The sequence below is a fragment of the Mammaliicoccus vitulinus genome (assembly GCF_029024305.1).
GTDB classification, from domain to species: domain Bacteria; phylum Bacillota; class Bacilli; order Staphylococcales; family Staphylococcaceae; genus Mammaliicoccus; species Mammaliicoccus vitulinus.
Genome location: NZ_CP118974.1, coordinates 1,294,297 through 1,320,214, shown reverse-complemented (window position 1 = coordinate 1,320,214; position 25,918 = coordinate 1,294,297). Strand labels below are relative to the sequence as shown.

The 25,918-nt window shown below is 32.1% G+C and carries 28 protein-coding genes; 2 read left to right on the top strand and 26 right to left on the bottom strand.

Annotated features, from left to right (window positions below):
- Positions 1–34: 34 nt before the first annotated feature.
- From asnS to PYW35_RS06660, 11 genes are all read right to left on the bottom strand, one after another.
- On the bottom strand, positions 35–1,327 hold the full coding sequence (gene asnS / locus PYW35_RS06710; protein ID WP_103322295.1) for an asparagine--tRNA ligase: 1,293 nt from the start codon (positions 1,325–1,327) through the stop codon (positions 35–37).
- 62 nt (positions 1,328–1,389) lie between these two features.
- A complete protein-coding gene (locus PYW35_RS06705) occupies positions 1,390–4,083 on the bottom strand; it encodes a helicase C-terminal domain-containing protein (protein WP_103322296.1) in 2,694 nt (897 codons plus the stop codon).
- A gap of 10 nt (positions 4,084–4,093) precedes the next feature.
- Complete coding sequence (locus PYW35_RS06700) at positions 4,094–5,062, bottom strand: biotin--[acetyl-CoA-carboxylase] ligase (protein WP_103322297.1); 969 nt, start codon at positions 5,060–5,062, stop codon at positions 4,094–4,096.
- Positions 5,049–6,260, bottom strand: a complete 1,212-nt coding sequence (locus PYW35_RS06695) for a CCA tRNA nucleotidyltransferase (protein WP_103322298.1) — start codon at positions 6,258–6,260, stop codon at positions 5,049–5,051. Before PYW35_RS06695 ends, PYW35_RS06700 begins: the two co-directional genes overlap by 14 nt.
- Position 6,261: 1 nt before the next feature.
- Positions 6,262–7,383, bottom strand: coding sequence for an N-acetyl-alpha-D-glucosaminyl L-malate synthase BshA (bshA, locus tag PYW35_RS06690; RefSeq protein ID WP_103322299.1), 1,122 nt, complete (start codon positions 7,381–7,383; stop codon positions 6,262–6,264).
- A 19-nt stretch (positions 7,384–7,402) separates the two neighbouring features.
- On the bottom strand, positions 7,403–7,717 hold the full coding sequence (locus PYW35_RS06685; protein ID WP_016912353.1) for a nucleotide pyrophosphohydrolase: 315 nt from the start codon (positions 7,715–7,717) through the stop codon (positions 7,403–7,405).
- Positions 7,718–7,920: 203 nt separating this feature from the next.
- The gene (locus PYW35_RS06680; protein WP_016912352.1) at positions 7,921–8,607 is read right to left on the bottom strand and encodes a zinc metallopeptidase; all 687 of its coding nucleotides are present in this window, start codon (positions 8,605–8,607) and stop codon (positions 7,921–7,923) included.
- A 53-nt stretch (positions 8,608–8,660) separates the two neighbouring features.
- Positions 8,661–9,254 (bottom strand): DUF1405 domain-containing protein, encoded by a 594-nt coding sequence (locus PYW35_RS06675; protein ID WP_103322300.1) that lies wholly within the window; start codon positions 9,252–9,254, stop codon positions 8,661–8,663.
- Between the two features lie 48 nt (positions 9,255–9,302).
- A complete protein-coding gene (locus tag PYW35_RS06670) occupies positions 9,303–10,091 on the bottom strand; it encodes a menaquinol-cytochrome c reductase cytochrome b/c subunit (protein ID WP_016912350.1) in 789 nt (262 codons plus the stop codon).
- A 37-nt stretch (positions 10,092–10,128) separates the two neighbouring features.
- Complete coding sequence (gene qcrB, locus PYW35_RS06665; protein WP_016912349.1) at positions 10,129–10,803, bottom strand: menaquinol-cytochrome c reductase cytochrome b subunit; 675 nt, start codon at positions 10,801–10,803, stop codon at positions 10,129–10,131.
- A 13-nt stretch (positions 10,804–10,816) separates the two neighbouring features.
- Positions 10,817–11,320 carry a Rieske (2Fe-2S) protein gene (locus tag PYW35_RS06660; protein WP_016912348.1) on the bottom strand — a complete coding sequence of 168 codons (504 nt, stop codon included), beginning with the start codon at positions 11,318–11,320 and terminating at the stop codon, positions 10,817–10,819.
- Between the two features lie 400 nt (positions 11,321–11,720).
- Between PYW35_RS06660 and PYW35_RS06655 the strand changes: the two genes are divergently transcribed.
- Positions 11,721–12,257: a helix-turn-helix domain-containing protein gene (locus PYW35_RS06655; RefSeq protein WP_103323507.1), complete on the top strand. Its 537-nt coding sequence runs from the start codon at positions 11,721–11,723 to the stop codon at positions 12,255–12,257.
- Between the two features lie 41 nt (positions 12,258–12,298).
- The gene (locus tag PYW35_RS06650) at positions 12,299–13,129 is read left to right on the top strand and encodes an IS3 family transposase (protein WP_204107814.1); all 831 of its coding nucleotides are present in this window, start codon (positions 12,299–12,301) and stop codon (positions 13,127–13,129) included.
- Between the two features lie 359 nt (positions 13,130–13,488).
- On the opposite strand, the gene PYW35_RS06645 is transcribed toward PYW35_RS06650, so the two are convergent.
- From PYW35_RS06645 to rpsA, 15 genes are all read right to left on the bottom strand, one after another.
- Positions 13,489–13,926 (bottom strand): DUF2487 family protein, encoded by a 438-nt coding sequence (locus PYW35_RS06645; protein ID WP_103323657.1) that lies wholly within the window; start codon positions 13,924–13,926, stop codon positions 13,489–13,491.
- Entirely contained in the window at positions 13,926–14,459 is a 534-nt protein-coding gene (locus PYW35_RS06640) for a YpiB family protein (protein ID WP_103323658.1), read from the bottom strand. Before PYW35_RS06640 ends, PYW35_RS06645 begins: the two co-directional genes overlap by 1 nt.
- Before the next feature lie 12 nt (positions 14,460–14,471).
- Entirely contained in the window at positions 14,472–15,710 is a 1,239-nt protein-coding gene (locus tag PYW35_RS06635; RefSeq protein WP_103323659.1) for a tetratricopeptide repeat protein, read from the bottom strand.
- A 15-nt stretch (positions 15,711–15,725) separates the two neighbouring features.
- On the bottom strand, positions 15,726–16,799 hold the full coding sequence (aroB, locus tag PYW35_RS06630) for a 3-dehydroquinate synthase (protein WP_103323660.1): 1,074 nt from the start codon (positions 16,797–16,799) through the stop codon (positions 15,726–15,728).
- Positions 16,800–16,807: 8 nt separating this feature from the next.
- Positions 16,808–17,974 carry a chorismate synthase gene (aroC, locus tag PYW35_RS06625; RefSeq protein WP_103323661.1) on the bottom strand — a complete coding sequence of 389 codons (1,167 nt, stop codon included), beginning with the start codon at positions 17,972–17,974 and terminating at the stop codon, positions 16,808–16,810.
- Between the two features lie 122 nt (positions 17,975–18,096).
- Positions 18,097–18,546: a nucleoside-diphosphate kinase gene (gene ndk, locus PYW35_RS06620; RefSeq protein ID WP_016912126.1), complete on the bottom strand. Its 450-nt coding sequence runs from the start codon at positions 18,544–18,546 to the stop codon at positions 18,097–18,099.
- A gap of 75 nt (positions 18,547–18,621) precedes the next feature.
- Positions 18,622–19,584: a polyprenyl synthetase family protein gene (locus tag PYW35_RS06615; RefSeq protein ID WP_016912125.1), complete on the bottom strand. Its 963-nt coding sequence runs from the start codon at positions 19,582–19,584 to the stop codon at positions 18,622–18,624.
- A gap of 12 nt (positions 19,585–19,596) precedes the next feature.
- Entirely contained in the window at positions 19,597–20,301 is a 705-nt protein-coding gene (locus PYW35_RS06610; RefSeq protein WP_016912124.1) for a demethylmenaquinone methyltransferase, read from the bottom strand.
- Between the two features lie 42 nt (positions 20,302–20,343).
- Positions 20,344–20,814 (bottom strand): hypothetical protein, encoded by a 471-nt coding sequence (locus PYW35_RS06605; RefSeq protein WP_103323353.1) that lies wholly within the window; start codon positions 20,812–20,814, stop codon positions 20,344–20,346.
- Between the two features lie 131 nt (positions 20,815–20,945).
- On the bottom strand, positions 20,946–21,218 hold the full coding sequence (locus PYW35_RS06600; protein WP_016912122.1) for an HU family DNA-binding protein: 273 nt from the start codon (positions 21,216–21,218) through the stop codon (positions 20,946–20,948).
- A 127-nt stretch (positions 21,219–21,345) separates the two neighbouring features.
- A complete protein-coding gene (locus PYW35_RS06595) occupies positions 21,346–22,071 on the bottom strand; it encodes a hypothetical protein (RefSeq protein WP_016912121.1) in 726 nt (241 codons plus the stop codon).
- Positions 22,064–22,270, bottom strand: coding sequence for a DUF2768 domain-containing protein (locus PYW35_RS06590; protein ID WP_016912120.1), 207 nt, complete (start codon positions 22,268–22,270; stop codon positions 22,064–22,066). The genes PYW35_RS06595 and PYW35_RS06590 overlap by 8 nt, the downstream gene beginning before the upstream one ends.
- A 17-nt stretch (positions 22,271–22,287) precedes the next feature.
- On the bottom strand, positions 22,288–23,292 hold the full coding sequence (locus PYW35_RS06585) for an NAD(P)H-dependent glycerol-3-phosphate dehydrogenase (protein WP_103322741.1): 1,005 nt from the start codon (positions 23,290–23,292) through the stop codon (positions 22,288–22,290).
- A 19-nt stretch (positions 23,293–23,311) separates the two neighbouring features.
- Entirely contained in the window at positions 23,312–24,622 is a 1,311-nt protein-coding gene (gene der, locus PYW35_RS06580; RefSeq protein WP_016912118.1) for a ribosome biogenesis GTPase Der, read from the bottom strand.
- Between the two features lie 112 nt (positions 24,623–24,734).
- Positions 24,735–25,892 carry a 30S ribosomal protein S1 gene (rpsA, locus tag PYW35_RS06575; protein ID WP_103322740.1) on the bottom strand — a complete coding sequence of 386 codons (1,158 nt, stop codon included), beginning with the start codon at positions 25,890–25,892 and terminating at the stop codon, positions 24,735–24,737.
- Positions 25,893–25,918: the final 26 nt, after the last annotated feature.

Sequence of the window (25,918 nt, the reverse complement as noted above, 5' to 3'; positions counted from 1 at the left end):
ATAGAAATAATACGCCCAATTATTGGGCGTATTATTATGGGTATAAACGATTAAGTAAACGTGGGAATGGTGAAGTTTCTCTAACGTGTTCTACGCCACTTAACCATGCTACTGTTCTTTCAAGTCCTAATCCAAATCCACTATGTGGCACACTGCCGTATTTTCTTAAGTCAGTGTAATAGCTATATGATTCTGGATCTAATCCATGTTCTTGAATTCTTTGATTAATTAACTCTAAATCACTGATTCTTTCTGAACCACCAATTATTTCTCCGTAACCTTCAGGTGCAATTAAGTCAGCACATAATACTGTGTCTGGATTCTCTGGGTTCGGTTCCATGTAAAATGGTTTGATTTTTGTTGGATAATTAATAATAAACACTGGTTTATCATAATGATTTGCAATAGCTGTTTCGTGTGGCGCACCAAAGTCGTCGCCCCATTCGATATCGTCGAATCCTTCTTTAATCAAGAATTCTACAGCATCATCATAAGTGATTCTTGGGAATGGTGTAGAAACTTTTTCTAATTTAGCCGTATCTCTTTCAAGTAAATCTAATTCTAAAGTACAATTTTCTAATACTGACGTCACAATATGTTGAACATAGTTTTCTTGCACTTCTAAACTTTGATCATGTTTCATAAATGCCATCTCTGGTTCAATCATCCAAAATTCAATTAAATGACGTCTTGTTTTAGATTTTTCAGCTCTAAATGTTGGTCCGAAGCTAAACACTCTACCATGAGCCATTGCAGCTGCTTCCATATATAATTGTCCACTTTGAGATAAGAAAGCATCTTCTTCGAAATATTTTGTATGGAAGAGCTCACTCGTACCCTCTGGAGCACTACCTGTTAAAATTGGTGGATCTATTTTAGTAAATCCATTGTTATTAAAGAATTCATAAGTCGCACGTATAATTTCATTTCTAATTTTCATAACAGCATGTTGACGTTTAGAACGTAACCATAAATGTCTATGATCCATTAAAAATTCAGTTCCGTGATTTTTAGGCGTTATTGGATAATCATGTGATTCTGATATAACTTCTACGCCACTTACTTGCATTTCATATCCGAATTTAGAACGATCATCTTCTGTAATTGTCCCCGTTACATATACTGACGTTTCTTGAGTTAATGATTTAGCAAGTTTGAACATATCTTCTGATACTTCAGCTTTTACTACTACACCTTGCATAAACCCTGTACCGTCTCTTAACTGTAAAAATGCTATTTTCCCACTAGATCGCTTATTTGCAATCCAAGCACCGATTGTCACTTCTTGATTGACGTAATCTTTCGCTTGTTTAATCGTAATATTCATTATTATTTCTCCTATTCAAATAAATTACCTATAGTTATTTTATCAAATTATGCATACAACTGCTATCTGTTTGGATATTTTCTTAATTTATCTTGGAAATTATCTATATCGCCTTCAATTACGGGTATTTCACCTAAAGCATTAATGAAAAATTTACTATAATTACTATCTAAAATTCTTCGGTCAAAGCACACTAATAAACCTTGATCGTTTTTATTTCTAATCAATCTACCAATACCTTGTCTGAATTTTGTTACAGCGTCAGGCAAGACGAAATCTTTAAATGGATTATCAAATTCATCTTTCATTAAATGGTATCTCGGATCATCTTGATGTATAAATGGTAACTTCGTCATCATGACACATTTAATGCCTGAAGATTGATAATCAAAACCTTCAAAGAAAGATAACGTTCCGAGCAGTATCGTTTTATCAAATTGGTTAAACTGTTGAACAAGTTTATATACATGTGAATGTTGTTGCTGCATTAATAATACATAGTCTTCGAATACTTCAAGTTCTTCCATATAACGATAAGCTTGATAAAGCATTGAATAATTCGTAAACAGCACTAAACATTTTTGATTTGTTTCACTGACGAATGTAGATAAATAATGAACGATTGTTTCAATATATTCATCTTGATTATGGAACTGGTAAGTCGGCATATGGTTAGGAACAAAACAAGTCGCTTGGTTTTTCAAATCATAAATGTCATTTAAGTAGTATGTGTGAAAATCAATATTTTCAGGGAACATAGATTTAAATGAAGTAAATGATTCATTTACAGTTAACGTTCCAGAAATGAATATATTACTATTAAATTGCTCGATAAATACTTCATTAAGTAAATCTTTAACCTCTTCTTTTTTCACAAAAAGTGAAAGCGTCGATTTCTGAGTAATCTTTTTAATAGAAACAAAAGGTATCTGGCCAGATTTAATAACGTTATATATTTTAGTGTATTGGTGGTAAATATAAATCAATTCTTTTTTGAATGCTTTAACATGTGCGTGTGTATAAGATTTGAATCTAGATAAGATTTGATTGATAGTACTAATTTGTCGTTTAAATATTTCCGAAATATTTGTTATATCGATATCATAAAAATAATGAATTTGTTGATCATCTCCAACTTGAGAATCTTGTCTGTTATTGATTTGCGCCATCAATTCATCAAATAAATTTTCATTTTGCTCATGTAGCAATTCGATATCTCTTTTAAGTTGATATATATCTATCGGGTTAATTGGGTATTGTTCAATCACTCTTCTGTTTTCAAGTTTATCTAATCGTTTAAACAATTTTTCTTGTTCATTTTTGCCTAATAATCCGAGGTGATATTTAATATGTTGATAATTTAAATCATCCGTCACTTGATTAAGTGCATAGTCTTGTATGCGGTGTGCTTCATCAACAATAATATGTTTAAACAACTGATATACCGTATCTTCTGTACTATGTTGCAATAAATGTGCATGATTTGTAATACCAATCTCTACACTTTGGGCACTTTCTTTAATAAATTGATAGTAATGTATATCATTTTTAAAAGGAACATAAGTTGTTCTTTTTTGTTCAAAGAATACTTTTTGTCCGCCCTTTAAATGCAGTTCTTCTATATCTCCAGTTTCAGTCTCTAAAATCCACACTAACAATTGCATTTTTAAGATCGTTGCTTCGTAATTATCCGTATCATCTTGAAGAATATTCAAAATTAAACCTAGAGAAATATAGTGATCTTTACTTTTTATAATCATAGCTTTTAAATCAAGGTTTAATGCAGTCAATACTTTATTAAATTCTTGTTCTAACAGTTGATTTTGAAGTAGCTTCGTATGCGTAGATACGAGAATATGTTCACCTGTTTCTAAATAATAAAGCAATGAAGCGAGTACAAAGCTCATTGATTTACCGCTTCCTAATGGTGCTTCAATAAGCGCATTTTCATTATGCAATAATGAATCGAATAACTGTTGTACTAACTGATATTGTTCTTTACGATAATCAAAATTAAATGTTGTGAGAATTCTTTCATATGCTTCATCAATTGTAATCGTCTCTCTATTGTGAGATTTACGAATAGGTGTTTGCTTTAAGTAATGGATGTTTTGATATTTCTTTATATTGCTAGAAACTGTTTCTTGCCCATGGTTCGTTCTAACGATTTCAAACAGAATATCTTTCAAATCATATTTTAAAGATTTAGATAAATAGTAAAGTTGTTTTATCGTATCAATCGGTAAATTTTTAATTTTTTGAATGGCTTTTATAAATAATAAAGCTGTTGCTTTAGCATCTTCATCTGCACTATGTGCTTGATTTAAATCCACTTCTAATGATTGACTCAATTCACTTAGTTGATAACTTTCTTCATTTGGAAATGCAATTTTAAAAAGCTCCATCGTATCAATTATTAATTTCGGTTCAAATTCCAATTGATATTTTTCGAAATGAGACTTTAAAAAATTCAAGTCAAATAAAACATTATGCGCGACAAACACACAGTTTTTCAACTTATTAAATAAAGATTTACTAATTTCTTCAAAATAAGGCGCTTCTTGTAAATCTAATTCATTTATATTTGTTAATGCCTGGATGAAAGACGGAATTTCCAAATCAGTTTTAACATATGAATGATATGTATCTATAATTTGATGATTTTCTATAAATGTAATACCAATTTGTATGATTTCGTCATATTGGATTTGGTTTCCAGTAGTTTCTAAATCTACAACAGCGTATCTTTGCGCCATATTATCTCTCCTATATTTCGATATCTGCACTCATAAATTGATGTAAATCGCCATCTTCAGATATCACAGTTAAGAACCCATTGTCTTGAATGTCAATTGCACGACCAACAATTTGTTTATTACCTTCAGTATAAGTTAGTGTTTTATTCCAAATCATACTTTTACTTTTATATAATTCTTTAATTTCACTAAATGGTAAATTTAAAAATTGATCATATCTTTGTTCGATTGCTTTTATAAGGACGCTCAGAAATTGATAAGGTTCTATAGGTTTACCATTCTCTATATTTAAACTCGTAGCGCGTGATTGATTAACTTTATCAAATTCTTCTTGTGTTTGATTTAAATTAATACCTATTCCACAAATAATAGCATTTACACCATCCGTATCAGCTATCATCTCAGTTAAGAAGCCACATACTTTTTTATTGCCTATATATATGTCATTAGGCCATTTAATTTTACATTGTATATGATAATGTTGTTCAATCACTTCTTGAATAGCAAGACTAATAAACAAATTGAATGTCGACATTTTTTGAATCGGTATATCTGGTCTTAATACGACCGACATCCAAAGCCCTTTGCTTTTTAAAGATGACCATTCTCGATTAAATCTACCTCGACCTTTAGTCTGCTCATCACTTAGCACAATAAAATGATTGTCCGTGTCATTGACATGAGCTTTAGCGAGTATTTGTGTAGAATCAACTTGTGTTTGAACAATTGCACGATTTAACAATAAATTATCTTTAAGTTCTATATTAACGATGTCTTCTTGCCAAGTTGTAGGGATCTTTGCAATTTTATAACCTTTATTAGATATGGATTCAATTTCAAATCCTTCTTTTCTAAGTTGATCTATTACTTTTTTAACAGTAACGCGTGAGCAATTTAATGTCTCTGCAATGTGTTGACCAGATAAGTATTCATCATTTCGATATAAATAATTGACAATTTCATGTTTATATTTCGACATTCTCTCGCACCCATTCTATTAAATCATTTTGTGTGTTTTTTACTTTATTTAAGATTACTGCTTGTTCGACTTTGTTTAATGTATCTTTAATCCAAGGTCCACCCTTTTTATTAAAAGTACTCATTAGTACTTGTCCATTGATATTTAAGTCTACTTTATCGTATATAGGTAGTTTATCATAAATTTCATCTACTAAAATAGCATTCATAATTGTAGGGTGAAATTGTATATTGAGACGTGCTTCATTTTCTTGTATAAATTGAAGCACGTCCTTCACTTTCTTGTCCCCATATGAATAAACTAAGCTAATCATGTTTACTCTTGATTTGTCTTCATGTTTAAACGCATTTAAAAGATTATAATATGAAATGATTTCACGCTTCTCTTGATTGCTTATTTTTAAATGCGTTAAACGTGAAAACTCTAAATCGTATAAATAACACAATGATCCAATCCATAATTCAAAATTGGATTGCTGCGGTATGAAAATGGTGTCGTGATGAATATGTTTGAAAAATGGCATATGTTTAAACATGTCCAAATGATTAATTGTCGAAATGGTACGATTTATAAATTGGCCAGTGATCATTTTCTTTAATTCAACGACAATTCTTTCAATAGCAATTTTGTCCAATAAATGCGCTGTTTGACGCATAGCTTCTTCTGTTTCTCTATCGAGATTAAAGCCAGTTTGCGCTTGGAATCTAACACCTCTCATAATACGCAAAGCATCTTCTTCCATTCTATCAATCGGTGTGCCTACAGCTGTTATGATTTTATTCTTAATCGCGCTTAAACCATCAAAATAATCATGTAATTGATAAGATTTATCCATAGCTATCGCGTTCATAGTAAAGTCTCTTCTTGCGACGTCTTCATATAAGTCTGTTACAAATTGTACAGATGTTGGTCTTCTATGGTCAACGTAATCTCCATCTTTTCTAAATGTCGTTACTTCGAATTGTTGTTCTTGTCCTAACACAATGATCGTACCGTGTTCTTTTCCAATCGGTAATGTCTTTTCAAATAATGCTTCAACTTCTTCTGGCAAAGCACTCGTTGTTATATCTACATCAGAAATATGTTTATCCATTAAATAATCTCTTACAGAACCACCAACAAAATAAGCTTGATGACCGTTATTTTCTAGCACTTCTAATATCCATCGAGCATCTTCAAAAACTTGATAAGGACTCATTTTAAACTCCTAACATATCGTTGTAACAAGATTCATACTGATCAGCAATTACTTTCGAAGAGAAACGTTTGCGGACATCTGCTATCATTTTACTTTGCATGTTTTTATATAACGATTCATTTGTTAATAACTCAATTGCATATTCACTCGCTTTATCCGTGTCACCTACATCAACGGTATAACCTGTCTCACCGTTTTTAATGACTTCTTTTATACCGCCTGCATTCGTACCAATCGGAACAACGCCCGTTAGCATCGCTTCTAATAGCACTAATCCAAAGCTTTCTTTTTCACTTAAGAGCAATGTTAAATCAGACATTTGGTAAAAAATATTAACTTCATCTTGTTTGCCTAAGAAAAGTACATGATTTTCAATATTGAGATGTTTAATTTGTTCTCTAGCAACTTGTAATTCCGGTCCATCCCCGATTAACAGTAATTTAGATTTAACATTTTTGTTAATCTTATAGAAAGTTTCTACAACATCATGGACACGTTTTACTTTTCTAAAATTAGATACAAATGTGATGACTTTTTCATCTTCTTCTATTCCGTATCTCGTCCTTAAATCTGTATTATAAACTTGCGGGAAGTTATCTTCTTGTACAAAGTTATATATTGTTTGAATGTCTTTATCTGGTTCTATTACTTCATATGTTTCTTCTTTTAAACTATCACTAACACTCGTGACAACATCACTTTTTTCAATTCCAAAGCGAATGGCACTTTGTAATGATGTATCATAACCTAATACTGTTATATCCGTACCGTGTAATGTCGTCATGATTTTGACATCTTTCCCAGATATTTGTCTTGCTAAAATACCACAAATTGCATGTGGGACTGCGTAGTGCATATGTAAAATATCTAAATCATAATCATTGATGACATCTGCAATTTTTGCACTTAATGTTATATCATATGGCGGATATTGGAAAACAGAGTATTGATTAACGTCAACTTGGTGAAAAGTAACGTTTGGCACAGGCTCTCTCATTCTAAAAGGCATATTAGACGTTATAAAATGAACTTCGTGACCTCTCTTTGCCATTTCTAATCCTAGTTCAGTCGCTACTATGCCTGAACCGCCCATTGATGGATAACACGTTATACCGATTTTCATACTATTCCTCCATAATGACTTATTTACGTTCAAATCTATCTTTATCTCTTACATTAAATTTATGCATAGTATCTTCAAAACTTTTATTCAAATCTATATTTAATGAGTTTGCTAAACAAATTAATACAAATAGATTATCGCCTAGTTCAGCTTCAATCGTATTTTCTTCTTCAGTAGATTTCTTTTTTTTCTCACCATGACTATGATTAATTTCTCTTGCCAGTTCTCCTACTTCTTCCGTTAATCTAGCTAAATTAGCTAATGGTGAAAAATAGCCAGCTTTAAATTGAGAAATATAAGTATCTACTTCTTTTTGCATTTCTTTCATATCCATTAATATTCCTCCTCACATTACGTTTATATTAATATACAAAGGAACTCACATAATAAAATTATATATGATTCATGCATATAATGACAATGTTATAAACTGATAGAACGTTATGGAACATTTAAATCTACAATTTATGATTCATTATAAAATAAAAAAACTACCGATATAAGTTATAAACTTAAATCGATAGTCTTTAATAGTCATTAACTATTACGAGCCATTAGAATAAATCTTGCAAGTTCTGCTACTGCTACTGCTGTTGCGGCAACATATGTCATCGCAGCTGCTGATAGAACTTTTTTAGCATGTCTATATTCTTGTTCGTTAACCATATTTAATTTCTCAATTTGGCGCATTGCCCGTTTACTTGCATCAAATTCAACTGGTAATGTAATTAATGAGAATAAAACAGCGAATGACATAAACACAATACCAACCCATAATAATGTTGTACCGAATGTACTACTCATTGCTGTTAATACGATACCAGCTAAAATAATAATGTATGATAATGAACTTCCTAAACTAGCTAGCGGTAAAAGCGCTGTTCTAAATTTTAGGAACCCGTATCCTTGAGCATGTTGAATTGCATGTCCAACTTCGTGAGCTGCAATTGCTGCTCCTGCTACACTTGGTTGTTGATAGTTAGCAGGTGATAATACAACACGCTTTTTAGATGGATCAAAATGATCTGATAAGAATCCTTCACCTTGTAATACTTCCACATCATGAATACCGTTAGCAGCTAAAATTTCTTCAGCTACTTGTTTACCCGTCTTCCCACTTGTTGAGCGTACTCTTGAATATTTATTGTAAGTTGATTTTACTCTAAATTGAAAGTACATAGGGACAAGCATAATGATGATAAAATATATGATATATGAAAACAAATAACTTCCTCCTTTATATCCCTGTTATTTATTATATTACGGAGTGACGGCCGTTACGTCAAATATTTCGAACGTAATTTTATGTTTTTTTGTAAATATAATAATAATAGAAAAGCGCCAATACTTAACCAAAAAGCAAAATATCCGATATGTGACTCGTACTGGCTTAACATACTATATACAGGATATTGGTGATACACATAATCTATGACGTCATTATGAAATACCCATATCATTGTGACGATGATATGCCAAGTTTTGATGTGAAATAATGGATAGAACATAAATGCTTGAATCGCCATGATCCCGTGAGAAGTCATGAGCATAATTGCCATAGGAACAAGTTGATCATAATGAATCATAACAAATAAATTCATCACGACAGCCCATACACCATATTTAATTAATGTCACAAACGCTAAACATTCAAACAATCCTAAATGCTTATTGAAATAAATAGCTGCAATAGCAATTACTAGAAATAAAGTTGCTGTAGGACTATCAGGGATGAAAGGCCAAAAATACCATTTACTTTCTAATAATTGTCCGCCATACCATATATATCCATAAATTGTGCCGAGCAGATTTGCTATAAACAATGTTATGAGCACTGACTTTTGTCCCATTACATATCTCCAAAATGCCATTAGATTACTCCTTTGAAAAAAGCCACCATAAAATGGTGGCTTTAATAATTATTTTTTCAATTCTTTACCGTTTGCATCTGTTTCATGTAAATCTGCAACGTATTTAGATACTTTATCGATTTCATCTTTTGAAAGTGTATCTTTAAAGCTCGGCATTTTACCTGCACCTTTTTCTACAAATCCATGGACACCCTCTTTAGGTAATTTCGATTCAACCAAGTTTGGACCTTGTCCCCCAGTCAACTCACCACCATGACAACTTGTACAGTTTGACTTGATAATGTCAGTATATACTGGGTCAGATTTATCTAAGTTAGAGAATACGATTTCACCTTGCTTAGCTTGTTGTTTCCAATCATGGTAATAACTTGATTCCCATGTTGTATAGAATAAGATAGCAACTGCAATTAACATAAATCCAGAAGCAAATGGTCTCTTCGTCCATTTACGTTCAGGTCCTCTATCTAACCAAGGCGCTAATAATAAAGCACCAAATGCTATACCTGGTAAGACGATTGCCCCAAATGTATTATAAGGACCAGATGCGAATGTATATTTAAGTATTTGATATAAGAATAAGAAATACCAGTCTGGTAATGGTGTATAACCAGTATCAGATGGATCTGCCACACGTTCAAGTGGCGATGGATGCGCGACTGTTAAACATAAGTATGCAATTAAGAAAACCGCACCAGTCATCCATTCTTTTAATAGAAAGTCAGGCCAGAAACTCTCTGTACGACCTGGAAATTCTGAGTAATCTCTATTTAACTTTGGTTTGTCGTATGACTTAATTCTTGAGTCACCAACAAACTTCATCCCTTTACCGCGATGCATGTCGCATGACCTCCTTTTTCATTTATTCACGTTATTTTTATAGTGGACCTGAAATACCTTGTTTTCTGATCATTATAAAGTGTGCTGCCAGTAACGCGAATAGTGCAGCTGGTAGGAAGAATACATGTATCGCAAAGAAACGAGTTAAAGTTTGTGCACCAACTATCTCTGCATCCCCTGCTAGTAATGTCTTAACCCACGGCCCAATGATAGGAACTGACTCTGCAATTTGTAAACCTACTTTTGTTGCAAAAAGTGCTTTCATATCCCATGGTAATAAATAACCAGTAAAACTTAATCCAAGCATTACAAAGAATATTAAAACACCTACAACCCAGTTTAATTCTCTCGGTTGTTTATAAGATCCTGTGAAAAATACACGAAGTGTATGTAAAAACATCATGACTACTACTAAACTTGCTCCCCAATGGTGCATACCACGTACGATAACACCAGCAGCTACATCGTGTTGTAAATAGTAAACTGACTTCCAAGCATTAACGATATCTGGAACATAGTACATCGTTAAGAACATGCCTGATAATACTTGTATTACTGTAATGAAAAACGTTAGACCACCAAAACAATAAACGAAAGCTGAAAAGTGATAAGCAGGGTTAACATGCTCTGGCACCTCATGATCAGCAATATCTCGCCAAATTGGTGTAATATCAAGTCTGTCATCGACCCAATCATAGATTTTATCTATCATTGTTAATCCCTCCTTATTTAGCTAATTCGTTCTCGTGTTTTTTACCGATTTGAATAATGCCATCTTTAACTTTCACTTCGTATTGATCAAGTGGTGCTAATGGTGGCGTACCAGGAATGTTTTTACCATTCTTTTCATAACGACCGTTATGACATGGACAATAGAATTGGTTAGGATTTGAGTCATCACCATTCCAAGTTACTGTACATCCTAAATGTTTACAGACCGGTGATAATGCTACGATGTCCTTTCCATCTTTGTATACCCAAGCAAATTCTGTAACTTCACTCGTATACCAAGCATCTTCTTGTTCGAATTTAAAGTCCACTTTTATAGGCTCTTTGCCAAGTTCTGACTCCTTTACGCCTGTAGCAATCAAATCGCCTTGTGCATCCGCTTTGAAAACAGGATCAAGCGCAAATCTACCCATAGGTAAAATCATACCAGCAGCCATAAATGACCCAACACCCATTAATGAATAGTTTAGAAATTGGCGTCGTGTGACACGTTGGCTCATTTAGATTCCCCCCTCTATTAATCGTTCTTTTATAACTAGGACAACTTAATTTTAGCCTATTATTTCAAGACGGTCAACGCTTTGTCACAATTTAAATGTTTATTTATTTAGGTTTTAACACGTAAAATTCAAAAAAATGAAAAGGCTTTAATATTTAAGGAGAAATTCAGTCTAAAAAACTGATTTTTGATAGTGATGTCCCCAAATTTAAACTGTTGCGAGATGCATTTTTAAGTAATGTTACCGGAAGATAGTCCGTAGAAATGATTCAACTCACGACATAACGTAAGACACTACTTAAGTCATGAGTTAAGTACTGAGTTAATCCAAGACATTGCTCAAGTCTGATGTGCACCCCAAAAGTTGAACCTCAAATCTAGCTTATAGGGGTGCATTATTTATGAGAAAAAAATATGATTTTAACTTTAAATTAAAATTAGTAAAAGAGTACTTAGATGGTCAATCAGGTTATAAAGCACTTACCTTAAAACATGACATTTCCAGTTCATCTGTCATTCAAATATGGGTCAATCAATATAAAGAGTTTGGAGAAGATGGCTTACAAGAAAAAAGAAGAAACACTGTTTATACTAGCGAATTTAAATTATCTGTTATAAAATTTAGACAAGAAAATATGTTGTCTTATCGAGAAACAGCTAATCATTTTAAGATTATTAATCCTATAATGGTTGCCAATTGGCAACATCAATTTGATGAAAAGTGTCGTCTTGATCTAGCTAATAAACAAAAGGGACGGTCTATCAATATGGATAAAAAATATTCGGAAACTGATAATAAAAATTCATCTCTAAATGAAAATGAACGTGAAGAACTCGAAAGACTTCGCAATGAAGTTGAAACGTTAAAGGCAGGTATTGCTTATCAAAAAAAGTTACAAGCCTTGACCGACATATACGGAAGCAAAAATCAGAAATAGTAAAGATCATTACGTAACTACACGAAACACTTAATATAAAATTGAGTATTTTATTCAAAGTCGCTAAATTAGCTAAATCTGTATATTATTATTGGATAAATCAGTTCAATAAACCTAATAAAGATGATGAACTGATTAAAGTAATAAAAGAAATATGTAAGGAATCTAATTATACCTATGGTTATCGAAGCGTTACACAAGATTTAAGTAATAGAGGTATCAATGTAAATCATAAAAAAGTAAGAAGATTAATGAAAGAATTAGGGTTATCTTGTTCGAAATTTACGCATAGAGGGCGTAAATTTCGATCATTCAAAGGTAAAGTTGGTAAGGTCGCTAAAAATATAATAAATCGTAGATTTAAAACACATGTCCCTTTTCAAAAAATAGTGACAGATATTACAGAATTCAAGTTGAAGAATGGCCAAAAATTATATTTATCTCCTTTTATGGACTTATATAGTTCGGAGATTATTAGTTTTGAAATTTCAAAACGTCCTTCGTTAGAGATTGTCATCAATCCACTAAAAGAAATGATAGCTATGCGTCCAGATTTAAGCTATCGTTTAACGATACACTCAGATCAAGGTTGGCATTATCAACATTCGCAATACACTAAATTATTAAAAGCAAATAAAGTATTTCAAAGTATGTCTAGAAAAGGTAATTGTTTAGATAACTCAGTTATGGAAAACTTTTTCGGACTACTTAAACAAGAGATGTATTATGGTCAAGAATTCGAAGATTTTCAGCAACTAGAACAAGCTATACATCGTTATATTCATTTTTATAATAATGAAAGAATCAAATCAAAATTAAAAGGCTTATCTCCTAAAAAATTCAGGAAACAAACCTTTAAAATATCATACTAAAAAAGTTCAACTTTTTGGGTTCAGTACAGACATTGCCCAAGTCGTGAGTTAAGTCCGATGTTAATCCAAGACATTGCCCAAGTCGTGAGTTAAGTCCGATGTTAATCCAAGACATTGCCCATGTCGTGAGTTAATTCCGATGTTAATCCAAGACATTTTTGTATCGATTTTGTAAAGTGCTGAAACCCGGGGGAATAGTAGACGCACGCGACTACTGGCTCGAGCCATATTCATAAGACAAGCGTGCACTTTCAAAATCGCAACACTCTAAACACAAAAAAATCTCTTCACTAGGCGATGACCTAATGAAGAGACCTTAATTTTGAAATTGGGTATTGATATCCCAACCTACTTTATCTTTATGATGATTTGTTCCAACTTTTGATGATGAACTTCATGAATTGTTTAACTTCATCTTCTATGAGTGTGCGTTTCATATCATCGTCTAGATCACCCATAGGGATTGTATTCACTGAATAAAGTTGAATATCTGTATCTAGATCGATTTTCTCACTGCTTAAAACGATAATGTTGTTTAGTCCATATTCTTTTAAGCTTTGGATGAATGATATTACATGCTCGTATTGATTTCCGCTCGTAAAAAATGAAGGGGTTAACAATAACCTACCTTTAAATTGTTTTTCAGCTAACATGCCTACGAGTTGTACTGTTTCATTTTTGTCACATGAAGCCAATAATTGATGATTCATATCGATATTGGAAACAGGTATAATCGCTGTATCTATATATTCTAAGTTGTTTTTTAATTCTTTTAAGTCAACATGATTAAATAACATTACTGACGTTCCTCCAACTCATTAATGAATTGTAATATTTTAGACATTTCTAAAAAAGTATCTTGATCGTTATAATCTAATGATTTATCAATTTCATTTCTAATTAATTGCCCCCAATGATGAAGACTATTTTGATTGTTGTTTAATGGACGAAGGTCTTTTTCTTCTCCATAATATGCGACGAGCATTTGTAAGAGCAATAATCTATTCAAACGGTCATCATTGTTGTTTAAATAGAGCAATACATTTAAGTGTGTCTCATCTAGTCTTATATCATGAAATATTTGTCGTCCATTTTCTATACAAAATTGTTCTTTACAATATAATAAGGGTAATTGTTTAGATCGATCTGTGCTTATCGATAAAATTCGATCATGAGTCGTTTCTCTAACGAATGAAATATTTGATAAATATTTCGGACTACTTTTAAGTAAATTTAATATCCATACACTTTCAGCAATTTTAAAATCATATTGGTACAATATATATTCAATGAACCGCTGTTTTTCATAATTAAGCCATGTATGATTCATATTTAACCCTACTTATAATAGTCTTTCGTATTCTTGATCCCAATATGGATTCTCAGGATCCTGCTTGCGAACAGACTCTAATATATTTTTAGCTGTTTCAATATTACCGATTTCTATTAAATAATGGTAATAGTCATTTAAGAAGTCGATGTTTTGCAATAAATCTGGGTACGCTAATTCGTAGAAATGTTGTGCTTCTTTATCTCTTTCTTCTACGCCAAATGCATAACCAACATGCCATGCTACAATTGGATCAATATCTTCATGATCTACATAAGTAAGCAAGTTAATTAAACCGGTTGTATTATCTTTTTCACGATAATAGTCAGCAAGTATGATGGCAGCTTCTGTATATGATGGATCTACTGTAAGTGCATCTTGTAAAAGAATCGCACCGTGTTCATCATTAGTTGTTAACATTAATCTCGCCGTATCCGTCATTAACTCTTTGTAATATGCATTTAGTCGAAGTCCTTCTTTACCTATTTCAATCGCTTTTTCATAATTTTTTTCAGATTCAAATATTTGAAGTAAATAATGATAAGCTTGCATAAAGTCAGGATCTTTTTCTAATAATTTTTCAAGTTGTTTAATTGCTTCAAGTGTTAAGTCATTTTTTTGATAACTGATCGCTTGTTTGAAGTAATCTTCCGCAGTCATGTCCATTTCCGAAACATTTTCATAATAATTAATCGCTTCTTCATATGCACCACTTTGTAAACTTGCATCAGCCATGCGCGCATAAATCGAAATACCATTTATAATGTCTTCACCTGTTTGTGTGATTGTTTCATAGTTTGACATTGCTTTTAAATATTGACCATCATAATAATACATTTCAGCTAAAGCAAAAGTGGTGATGATATCATCTGGTTGCATTTCTTTAGCTTCGATAAGTTTTTCAATACCAACTTCAAATAAACCTTGTTGCTGATATAAATCAGCTTCTAGCATTAATTTTTCTGTTGAATGAGGACTGTTATAAAGCACTTCGTGTGCTCTTTCTAAATCATTTTGATCGATTAGCCCTTCTATATAATAAATGAGCAATTCATTTTCATCTGGATAAAGAAAATATAATTCTTCAAATATTTTTACACCTTGATCGACAATACCGTATTTATATAATGTCTCTCCTAACATAAATAACGCATCATGATCATCTGATTGTAAAACTCTATTCACTTTTTCATCTAATTGGTCGATATTTTTCATGTGAATATCGTCAATTACTTTATATACATCTTCCATATTATAGGACTCCTTCTATTCATTAATTAGAGCTTTAAGTTCGTTAAAAGCGTCTAATACTTCATCTTTAGAAACGGATTCAATTGTAAACGAAGCTTCGCCTTTTTGTAAAACCATTTGAATCGATTGTCCAATATTTTTTTTATCTTTTTTCATATACTCAAAAATAAGCTCAATATCAGCATCATTCAATATATTGAGTGGATATCCAAGCTCTTTTAAATAATTGATTAATGCATCAATTGTATCTAACGTGTCATATAAATTTCTGTTTTTATTGATAACTTTTTGGAATAGAATACCAATCATAACAGCTTCACCATGTGCAATTTTAGTTAAGTATTCTATACCATGCCCAAATGTATGTCCTAAATTTAAATGCTTACGCACGCCACCTTCGAACTCATCTTCAATGACAATTTTTAATTTTGTTTCAATACCCATTTTTAAAAACGTTTCAATATTTTCTAATTGAGACAACTCTTTAATCGACGGATACACTTCCATTAGACGTGTTGTATCAGCTTCACTATTTAAAATTGCATGCTTATATATTTCACCGTAACCACTTCTAATTTCTGTATGTGGTAACGTTTCTAAAAATTTCGTGTCATATATAACTGCACGTGGTCTATGAAAAGCACCTATTAAATTTTTACCAACTGAAGCATTAATGCCAACTTTGCCACCTATTGCAGAATCGTGTGCAAGCAATGTTGTAGGTACTTGAATGAAATCAATACCTCGTAGTAACGTCGCGGCAAGGAATCCAACAAAGTCTCCAGTAGCGCCTCCACCGATCGCAATTAATTGTGACTGTCTAGTGATATTCATAGATAACAATTTTTCACTGATTGATTCAAAGTAAGACATTTGCTTACATACTTCACCACTCATAATTGTTAAAAATTTAATATCATCATCTTCAAGCTGTTCTTTTAAATATTCTTTATGAAATCGATAAACATCTTGATCAATTAAAACGATATTTTGTTCATTTTCTTTCAAATAATGTTTTATATCTGTCAATGCATTTTGCTTCAATATAATCGGGTAGTTGTTGTCATTATAAGTTGTTTTAAAAATCATGTCATCACCTAGAAATTCAAGTTCCAATTACGATGGTTTTTAATCGCATCTTGTAATTGGTCAATATGGTTAGATTGATACTCTTCTGTAATTGCTTTAGCAACTTCAAATGCAATGACGTGTTCACACACTACACTTGCAGCAGGGACTGCACAACTATCTGATCTTTCGATTGTAGCTTTAAAGCTCTCTTTAGAATCTATATCGACAGAATTTAATGGTTTATATAATGTTGGTATAGGTTTCATAACACCGTTAATAACGATTGGCATACCATTTGACATACCACCTTCAAGCCCACCTAAATGGTTTGATAAACGGTGATAACCTTTTTCACTGTCATATGCAATTTCATCTTGGATTTCGCTACCTGGTTTTTCAGCAGCTTTAAATCCTTCACCGAAACTAACACCTTTAAAAGCGTTAATACTAACGACCGCTTGAGCTAAACGACCATCTAATTTACGGTCATAATGTACATAACTTCCAATACCTGCAGGCATGTTTTCTACAACAACTTCAACGATACCGCCGATAGAATCACCATCATTTTTCGCTTCATCTATTCGATTTCTCATTTTTTCTGCTACGTCATCATTAATACAACGTACATCATTGTGATCAATATTTTCTTTCACTTCTTCAAGAGAGTATTCAAAATCGTCTTTTATGCCACCTATTTCGATAACTCTAGAATAAATATCTATATCTAAAGCTTTTAATAAAATTTTAGAAACAGCACCTACAGCTACTCTTGCTGCTGTTTCACGAGCAGAAGAACGCTCAAGGACATTTCTTAAATCTCTATGGTTATATTTCATCCCACCAACAAGATCTGCATGTCCTGGTCTCGGTTTCGTAATAACTCTTTTCATATTTTCTATTTCTTCTTCAGTTAATGGATCTGCACCCATGATTTTTCTCCAATGTTTAAAATCATCATTTTTTACGATGAGTGTAATAGGGCTACCTAAAGTATAACCATGTCTCACACCTGAAACGATTTCTACAGCATCTTTTTCAATTTGCATACGACGACCACGTCCGTAACCGCCTTGACGTTTAAACATTTCTTCATTGATTTCATTGACGTCAATTTTCAAATTAGCTGGAACACCTTCAATAATGACAGTCAGTTGTGGTCCATGTGATTCACCAGATGTTAAGTAACGCATATTATCTCTCCCTACTGTTAATTAAATATAAAATTAATCATATCATATTTAACGCTTTAAATTAACAAAAAGCGAGGAATAGTTTAACAAAAATTTGTTAAACTATTCCTCGCTTGTGTTTATTATTCATATACCCATTTTTCATCATTTAATATATAATCATTAAGTTCCGATTCATCAAACCATAAACTTATTTCACGTGCAGCAGATTCATTAGAATCAGATCCGTGAATAATGTTTCTTCCTAAATCAATACCATAATCCCCTCTTATAGTACCTGGAGCTGCTTTAGTAGGGTTTGTTTCTCCAACAATTGTTCTCGTAACTTCCACTACATTCTTACCTTCAACTACCATTGCAAATACTGGGCCTGATGTAATAAAGCTCACTAATTTGTTATAAAAAGGCTTTTCAACATGTTCAGCATAATGTTCTTTCGCTAATTCTTCATTAGCTTGAAACAATTTTGCTGCAACTAATTTTAATCCCTTTCTTTCTAATCGTGAAACAACTTCACCAATTAGGTTTCTTTGAACTGCATCAGGTTTAATCATTAAAAATGTTCTTTCCATTGCGTAATCCCTACCTTTGTTTTATGTAAATCCAAGATAAGTTTATCATTGAAGAAAGGGAGTTGCAAGCGCTTTCTAATGGTTTCTATCTCTTATTTTCATAATTATTTCTAAAAGCATCTTTTTGCCTGATTCATTATTTAGCGTATCAATTAAATCTTCAGCTTTATGTAAATAATTATTACTTACTTCTTTTGATTTTTGCAATTCTTCAGATGTAATGATTTCTTCTACTAATAAATCGAATGTTTCTGCTGGGCTATCCGCATGTAATTTATTGATATGTTCTTTAAATTCAGATGAGTTTTTCATTCTTAACAATACTGGTAAAGTAAGATGGCCATTTTTTAAATCCGAACCAACTGGCTTACCTAATTTCTTTTCAGTACTCGTAAAGTCTAATATATCATCCACAATTTGATAACTCATGCCTATGTAATAGCCAATTTTAGTTAGCTTTTTAACTGTTTCATTATCTGCTCGTGCAGCATATGCACCTAATTCTGTAGATAATGAAATAAGTAAAGCTGTTTTACGTTTAATTCGACGTAAATAGTTCGTAATAGATTGATTTGAAATAAATTGATCTTCAAATTGGAAGAGTTCTCCTCTACAAACTTCTATGATACCGTGGGCCAATTGCTTGTGTAGGTCAGGATGTTCAATGGTGCTTACAGCATTTAATGATTGAGATAACAAATAATTACCTGTTATGACTGCTGTTTGTACATCCCACTTCTTTGCAATAGTAGGTTTCCCTCTTCGCTTGTCACTTTTATCAATTACGTCATCGTGAACTAAACTAGCCATATGTATAAGCTCTAAAGTTGTAGCTACTGTGATTACATCTTTTGAATATCGCTCGCCAAATTGACTGGCGATTAATGTAAACAATGGACGTATACGTTTACCACCAGACGTTAATAAATATTGGCAAGCTTCATTTATTGTATTTTGATCACTATTAATATAGTTATTAAGTTGTTTTTCTATTTCTTTTACTTCTTTGTTTAAATGGATTTTTGTTTTATCATACATGTAATCACCTTGTTATTTAGGTTTATAAGCTAAATGCATAGCCGAAACGCCGCCAGTAAAACTTTTGATTTTTATTCTTTCGTAACCAACATCAGCGAACATTTCTGCTAATTCTTTTTTGCCAGGAAAGTTTCCGGCAGATTCTTGTAACCAATTATATTCTTGTAAAGATTTTGCAAATAATTTTCCGAATAATGGCATGATATTTTTGAAATAGAATCGATACATTTGTTTGAACACTGGCACAGTTGGTTGACTTGTTTCTAAACATACAACCATACCACCAGGTTTAACGACTCTCTTAAGTTCGTTTAAGACATGTTTATAATCTGGAACATTTCTTAATCCGAAACCAATTGTTACATAGTCGAATTCATTATCTTCAAAAGGTAAACTCATAGCATCACCATGTATCAAATGAATGTTAGCCATATTATCTGTTTTTTTCTTGCCTACTTCTAACATGTTTTCGCTGAAGTCTAAGCCTACCACTTCACCGTAAGGTCCAACAGCATGACTTAATTGTATCGTCCAATCTGCAGTTCCACAACATACATCTAAAGCTTTTGAACCAGGTTTCACATTCATTTGTTTCATTGTATATTTGCGCCATCTTTTATGCTGTTCAAAACTTATAATATTATTTAATGTATCATATTTTCCAGAAATATTTTGGAAAACGTCATGTACGTGTTCTGATTTAGATTTATTATCCACTTTTATTCATTCCTTTAAATTTTAAAATATAGTTATTATTTATTAATAATAATATGCATAAATTTCATCTTTCAACTTTTCTTTATCCATATTGATATCGTAGTAATCTATTAGCGTTGTAATATAAATAGATTCAATTTCTTTAATCATATTAGAATTGGCATTCGTTTTATCACTTGCTAAAGTTTGCTTTAATTCATTTTGTTTACTAATCGCTTTAGTCATTGTATCTAAAAATTTCAAATCTTTATTTAATGTAGCACATTTATAAAAGTATGCACTAACAAGATCACCTATTAAAATATCTTGATTGGAGACGTTAGGTTCTCCAATACGATTTAAAAAGCGCATTGAGGCATCAATAGATATCGTAGCTAACTTTGCATGCGTATCAACGTTAATATTATTCAATATTTCTGCAATAATGGGATTCACTACTGGAACATTACTATTCTGGACGCCCTTTAACAAATTAGAAATTTCTTTATTATAAATTTTTTCAATTTTATCCATCTTATCACCTCAACATTATCACCTATATATCTTAACACTAAGTTAAATGAATTGAAAATGCATATATCTAATTCATTTAAAGAAATAAGACAAATAAAAAAAGCCCTTAATAAGGGCTTTGATACAATCAATTATTTAACTGCATCTTTTAATGCTTTACCTGCTTTAAAAGCTGGAACTTTGCTTGCAGGGATATCAATTTCTTTACCAGTTTGTGGGTTACGTCCTTTACGAGCAGCTCTTTCGCGTACTTCAAAGTTACCGAAACCAATTAATTGTACTTTTTCACCGTCAGATAAAGATTTTTGAATTGATTCGAACACTGCATCTACAGCAAGACCGGCTTCTTTTTTAGTTAAATTAGCTTTTTCACTTACTGAGTTGATTAATTCTGTTTTGTTCATTTCAATTTCACCTCCCAAAAGGTTATCTAATGATATGTATAAATACCATTATGATAAGACTTTAACACAACAACCAGTGTCACTGCAACGATTTACAAGCTATTAATGTATAATTTCTATAATTTTATTAATATTTTTTCACTTTTGATTTAAAAACGGGCTCATTTTTGCTATTTATTGTAAATTCTGGTGAATAAGCCGGTAGTATAGGCGTTTCTTTATAAAGTAGGTAGCGAATGTCTGTACCAGGTTTAGGAAGCGACTTTTCTTTTTTAATTGCTTTTGCTAAATCTAATCGATAATCAATTACGAAATCGTTACCACCGTTCATATAAACAGGTAATCTTTCGTTACTATAAGGACTTGGAACTGTAGGTTTTTTCTTAAAACCATATTTTTTATAGTCAATTTCATATACGTTAGGCGCAACTTTTTTCCCGAGTTGTAACGGCTCACCGCTCGCATCAATTCTAATTCTAATATCTTTTAACACTTCAGAAGTTCTTAAATCAATTAAATGTACTTTTGGATCTTTATCGACATCCATAATGACATATTGGTATATACCACCATTTTCAAATGCATTACCTGGAAGTTGTGATAAGAACTTTGGCTTTAATTTATTAAAATCTACTGGGTGCTTTAAATATATTGAATAGCTATCGTCTCGTTCTTTAAGAGGTAATAAACCATTACTCGCTTTTTGATATTCATCTACTGCCGTTTGAACCATCGTTAATTGGTCTTTAGCAGGTACTTGGTTTTCCCCTTTTTCCTTATCAGGAAATGCACATGCAGATAAGAGTAATGTACAACATAATATAAGAAATGTTATTTTTTTATAATTATGCATGGCTAGATCCACCTAATACAACGATCATAAAAATACCAGCAAGAATAAGTGATATAACCGCTAATAACATCGTAATACCACTTAAAATTCTGTTTTTAAATTTAAATCTAGACAAATATACGAGTATAATCGCTAAAATCATAAAGCCTATCGAGTAAAAAGACACCCACATTAAATCCATTCTTGATATATCAAACATTTAAATACCTCACTTGCTTAAATATTCTCTGACTTTTTGTCGCGTTCCATAAGGTCTTTAACGCCTTCTGAAACAGGATAATCTTCGAATAATACTTTATATAGACCTGATGTAATAGGCATTTCTACATCATATTTTTTAGATAAGTTATAGGCAGCTTTAGTTGTTCTGACACCTTCAACTACCATGTTCATTTCTTCTAAAGCTTCTTCTAATGTTGCACCTTTACCTAGCATATTACCGCATTTCCAGTTTCTTGAATGAACTGAAGTACACGTTACAATTAGGTCGCCTATGCCCCCGAGTCCGAGGAAAGTCATTGGATCTGCACCCATTTTAACGCCTAAACGCGTAATTTCTGCTAAGCCTCTTGTCATAAGTGCAGCTTTAGCATTATCGCCATATCCTATACCGTCAGTTATACCTGCAGCAAGTGCGATAATATTTTTTAGTGCGCCACCAATTTCTATTCCAATTAAATCATTATTCGTATAAACACGGAAATAATCTGTCATAAATAAATCTTGTGCTAATTTCGCAACTTCTTCACTTTCTGAAGATACTGAAACTGTTGTAGGATGCTTGATTGCAACTTCTTCAGCATGACTTGGACCTGATAATACGGCAATACCTCCGTTTATTTTAGAATTGATGGATTCATCAATCATTTCGGAGATTCTTTTGAATGTTCCAGGTTCAATACCTTTTGATACATGTATGAAAACTTTTTTACCATACGCAATTTCGTTAATATGTTCAGAAACTTCGCGAATTGCTTTAGTTGGTACAGCGATTATAAATATTGAAGCATGATGCACAGCATCTTTCATATTTGTCGTTGCTTTAATATTTTCATTTATAGAAATTGTTTTTAAATATTTTGAATTAGTATGTTCTTTATTAATTTCATTGATTGTATTTTCAGTTTTTCCCCACATTAAAACATCATGATGATTGTCTGCTAAAACACTAGCTAATGCAGTTCCCCAACTTCCGGTACCAAACACAGTTATATTTGTCATATTTATCAATCCTTTTACATTAGTTTCTTTTTCTTGAGATTAAATGAATTGGTGTTCCTTCATAACCGAACGCATCTCTTATACGGTTTTCTATGAAACGTTTATAAGAGAAGTGCATTAATTCAGCATCATTCACGAATATTACAAATGTTGGAGGTTGAATAGCAACTTGTGTTGCATAGAAAATATTCAATCTTCTACCATTATCAGTTGGTGTTGGATTCATCGCAACAGCATCTGTAATGACTTCATTTAAAGTAGAACTTTGTACACGTTTACGATGGTTTTCATCTGCCATTGTAATAAGTGGGAATAACGTTTTCAAACGTGATTTTTCTAAAGCAGATACAAAAGCAATTGGTGCATAATCTAAGAATTGGAAGTTATCTCTAACTTTTTCTTCGAATTTTTTCATTGTTTTTGAATCTTTTTCTACTGTGTCCCATTTATTGACTACTATTACAATTGCTTTACCCGCTTCGTGCGCATATCCTGCAACTTTCTTATCTTGTTCAATAATACCGTCATCAGCATCGATTACAACAAGTACTACATTAGATCTTTCAATTGCTTTAAGTGCTCTTAATACTGAATATTTTTCGGTATTTTCATATACTTTACCTTTTTTTCTCATACCTGCTGTATCTATTAACACATACTCTTGTTCGTCATAAGTATATAAAGTATCGATTGCGTCTCTAGTTGTACCTGCAATTGGAGATACGATAACACGTTCTTCACCTAAAATGGCATTTATCAAACTAGATTTCCCTACATTTGGTCGTCCAATAAGTGATAATCTAATCGTTTCATCATCATATTCAGGTTCTGTATCTTCAGGAAAGTGTCTAGCAGCTTCGTCTAGTAAATCTCCTAAGCCTAATCCGTGTGAACCTGAAATTGGAAATGGTTCGCCGAAACCTAATGAATAAAAGTCATAAATTTCACTTCTCATCTCAGGATTATCAATTTTATTAACTGCTAATACGACAGGTTTATTTGATTTATATAGTATTTTAGCTACCATTTCATCTGCTTGTGTCACACCTTCACGGCCATTTACCATAAAGATAATAACGTCTGCTTCATCAATAGCTACTTCTGCTTGTGCCCTAATTTGTTGTTGGAAAGGTTCATCACCTAAGTCAATTCCACCAGTATCAATTAAGTTAAAGTCATGTGTTAACCATTCACCACTTGAATATATTCTGTCTCTTGTAATACCAGGTGTATCTTCGACAATTGATACTCTCTCGCCTATAATTCTATTGAAAATTGTAGATTTTCCTACATTTGGTTTACCTACAATTGCTATAATGGGTTTCGTCATAAACCTACTTCCTCTCATTCATAATCCTTTTTATTTTAACATATCATGTCAGTTTAGCCTATGGAATTAAAAAAAGCCATTCAAAGTTTATTTAGAATGGCTTTTTATATCATTATAATTTAAAATCTTTTAGTTTATCTCCAAAAATATCGCCTAATGTAGGATTATCTTCATCAGTATCTCTTTGATTTAAATAAGATTCATCATAATCTGTTTCTTGTTCAATAGTATCTTTAATTGATAATGAAATTCTTTCTTCATCTTTATCAATAGCTAATATTTTGACTTGAACATCTTGTCCTTTTTCTAGCACTTCTTCTGGATTGCCAATATGCTCATGGCTGATTTGTGAAATGTGTACCAAACCTTGTAATCCTGGCGCGATTTCTACAAATGCTCCAAATTGTGCTAAACGAACAACTTTACCTGGTACGATATCGCCAACTGTGAAATTCGTATCAATTTGTTCGAACGGACTTGCTAAAGTATCTTTAATAGATAAAGAAATTCTTTCTGCTTCTCTATCTACTGCGCGTACTTTAACTTTTACTGTCTCTCCAACAGTAACAACTTCTTCAGGTGATTTAACATGATTGTGTGACAACTCAGATACGTGTACTAAGCCATCTACACCACCTAGATCGATAAATGCACCGAAGTTAGCAATTCTAGCAACTTTACCTTCTAATACATCCCCTTGAGATATATTGTTAAGTAAATCTTCTTTTTGTGAACTTAAAGCTTCTTGTTCTACCTTTTTACGGCTTAAAATCACTCTATTATTCGTTTGATCTAACTCTTCTATTTTAAGTGTTAATACTTTACCTAAATAATCAGAGTAATCTTCGATATAATTAACAGAAATTAATGAAGCAGGTATGAAACCTCTAATGCCAGCATCAACAACTAAGCCACCTTTAACGACTTCAGTTACTTCAGCTTCAATTGTTTCATCTTCATCAAGAATAGTTTGTAATTTTTCGTATGATAAATTCTCATCTAATTTACGTTTAGATAATATATAATGACCGCTTTCTTCATTTTGTTCAATTTTAGTTACGAACGCTTCGATTTCATCACCAATATTGACGACTTCGTTGGCTGTTTCGATGTGTTGAGTTGACAGTTGGCTTATTGGAATGATGCCATCAAATTTACCACCCACTATGTGTACTACTACATGTTTATCTTCTATCGCCTGTACACTACCCTTTACTTTGTCACCTTCTTGCACTTCATTTATCATGGATTCGTTGAATTCTTCCGTCATCAAAATTGCCTCCTTTAAATAAATAT

What these genes read in the sequence shown, in the direction of transcription:
- asnS (WP_103322295.1), bottom strand. Translation starts at nt 1,327, where the DNA reads ATGAATATTACGATTAAACAAGCGAAAGATTACGTCAATCAAGAAGTG.
- PYW35_RS06705 (WP_103322296.1), bottom strand. Translation starts at nt 4,083, where the DNA reads ATGGCGCAAAGATACGCTGTTGTAGATTTAGAAACTACTGGAAACCAA.
- PYW35_RS06700 (WP_103322297.1), bottom strand. Translation starts at nt 5,062, where the DNA reads ATGTCGAAATATAAACATGAAATTGTCAATTATTTATATCGAAATGAT.
- PYW35_RS06695 (WP_103322298.1), bottom strand. Translation starts at nt 6,260, where the DNA reads ATGAGTCCTTATCAAGTTTTTGAAGATGCTCGATGGATATTAGAAGTG.
- bshA (WP_103322299.1), bottom strand. Translation starts at nt 7,383, where the DNA reads ATGAAAATCGGTATAACGTGTTATCCATCAATGGGCGGTTCAGGCATA.
- PYW35_RS06685 (WP_016912353.1), bottom strand. Translation starts at nt 7,717, where the DNA reads ATGGATATGAAAGAAATGCAAAAAGAAGTAGATACTTATATTTCTCAA.
- PYW35_RS06675 (WP_103322300.1), bottom strand. Translation starts at nt 9,254, where the DNA reads ATGGCATTTTGGAGATATGTAATGGGACAAAAGTCAGTGCTCATAACA.
- PYW35_RS06670 (WP_016912350.1), bottom strand. Translation starts at nt 10,091, where the DNA reads ATGCATCGCGGTAAAGGGATGAAGTTTGTTGGTGACTCAAGAATTAAG.
- qcrB (WP_016912349.1), bottom strand. Translation starts at nt 10,803, where the DNA reads ATGATAGATAAAATCTATGATTGGGTCGATGACAGACTTGATATTACA.
- PYW35_RS06660 (WP_016912348.1), bottom strand. Translation starts at nt 11,320, where the DNA reads ATGAGCCAACGTGTCACACGACGCCAATTTCTAAACTATTCATTAATG.
- PYW35_RS06655 (WP_103323507.1), top strand. Translation starts at nt 11,721, where the DNA reads ATGAGAAAAAAATATGATTTTAACTTTAAATTAAAATTAGTAAAAGAG.
- PYW35_RS06645 (WP_103323657.1), bottom strand. Translation starts at nt 13,926, where the DNA reads ATGTTATTTAATCATGTTGACTTAAAAGAATTAAAAAACAACTTAGAA.
- PYW35_RS06640 (WP_103323658.1), bottom strand. Translation starts at nt 14,459, where the DNA reads ATGAATCATACATGGCTTAATTATGAAAAACAGCGGTTCATTGAATAT.
- PYW35_RS06635 (WP_103323659.1), bottom strand. Translation starts at nt 15,710, where the DNA reads ATGGAAGATGTATATAAAGTAATTGACGATATTCACATGAAAAATATC.
- aroB (WP_103323660.1), bottom strand. Translation starts at nt 16,799, where the DNA reads ATGATTTTTAAAACAACTTATAATGACAACAACTACCCGATTATATTG.
- aroC (WP_103323661.1), bottom strand. Translation starts at nt 17,974, where the DNA reads ATGCGTTACTTAACATCTGGTGAATCACATGGACCACAACTGACTGTC.
- ndk (WP_016912126.1), bottom strand. Translation starts at nt 18,546, where the DNA reads ATGGAAAGAACATTTTTAATGATTAAACCTGATGCAGTTCAAAGAAAC.
- PYW35_RS06615 (WP_016912125.1), bottom strand. Translation starts at nt 19,584, where the DNA reads ATGTATGATAAAACAAAAATCCATTTAAACAAAGAAGTAAAAGAAATA.
- PYW35_RS06605 (WP_103323353.1), bottom strand. Translation starts at nt 20,814, where the DNA reads ATGGATAAAATTGAAAAAATTTATAATAAAGAAATTTCTAATTTGTTA.
- PYW35_RS06600 (WP_016912122.1), bottom strand. Translation starts at nt 21,218, where the DNA reads ATGAACAAAACAGAATTAATCAACTCAGTAAGTGAAAAAGCTAATTTA.
- PYW35_RS06595 (WP_016912121.1), bottom strand. Translation starts at nt 22,071, where the DNA reads ATGCATAATTATAAAAAAATAACATTTCTTATATTATGTTGTACATTA.
- PYW35_RS06590 (WP_016912120.1), bottom strand. Translation starts at nt 22,270, where the DNA reads ATGTTTGATATATCAAGAATGGATTTAATGTGGGTGTCTTTTTACTCG.
- PYW35_RS06585 (WP_103322741.1), bottom strand. Translation starts at nt 23,292, where the DNA reads ATGACAAATATAACTGTGTTTGGTACCGGAAGTTGGGGAACTGCATTA.
- der (WP_016912118.1), bottom strand. Translation starts at nt 24,622, where the DNA reads ATGACGAAACCCATTATAGCAATTGTAGGTAAACCAAATGTAGGAAAA.
- rpsA (WP_103322740.1), bottom strand. Translation starts at nt 25,892, where the DNA reads ATGACGGAAGAATTCAACGAATCCATGATAAATGAAGTGCAAGAAGGT.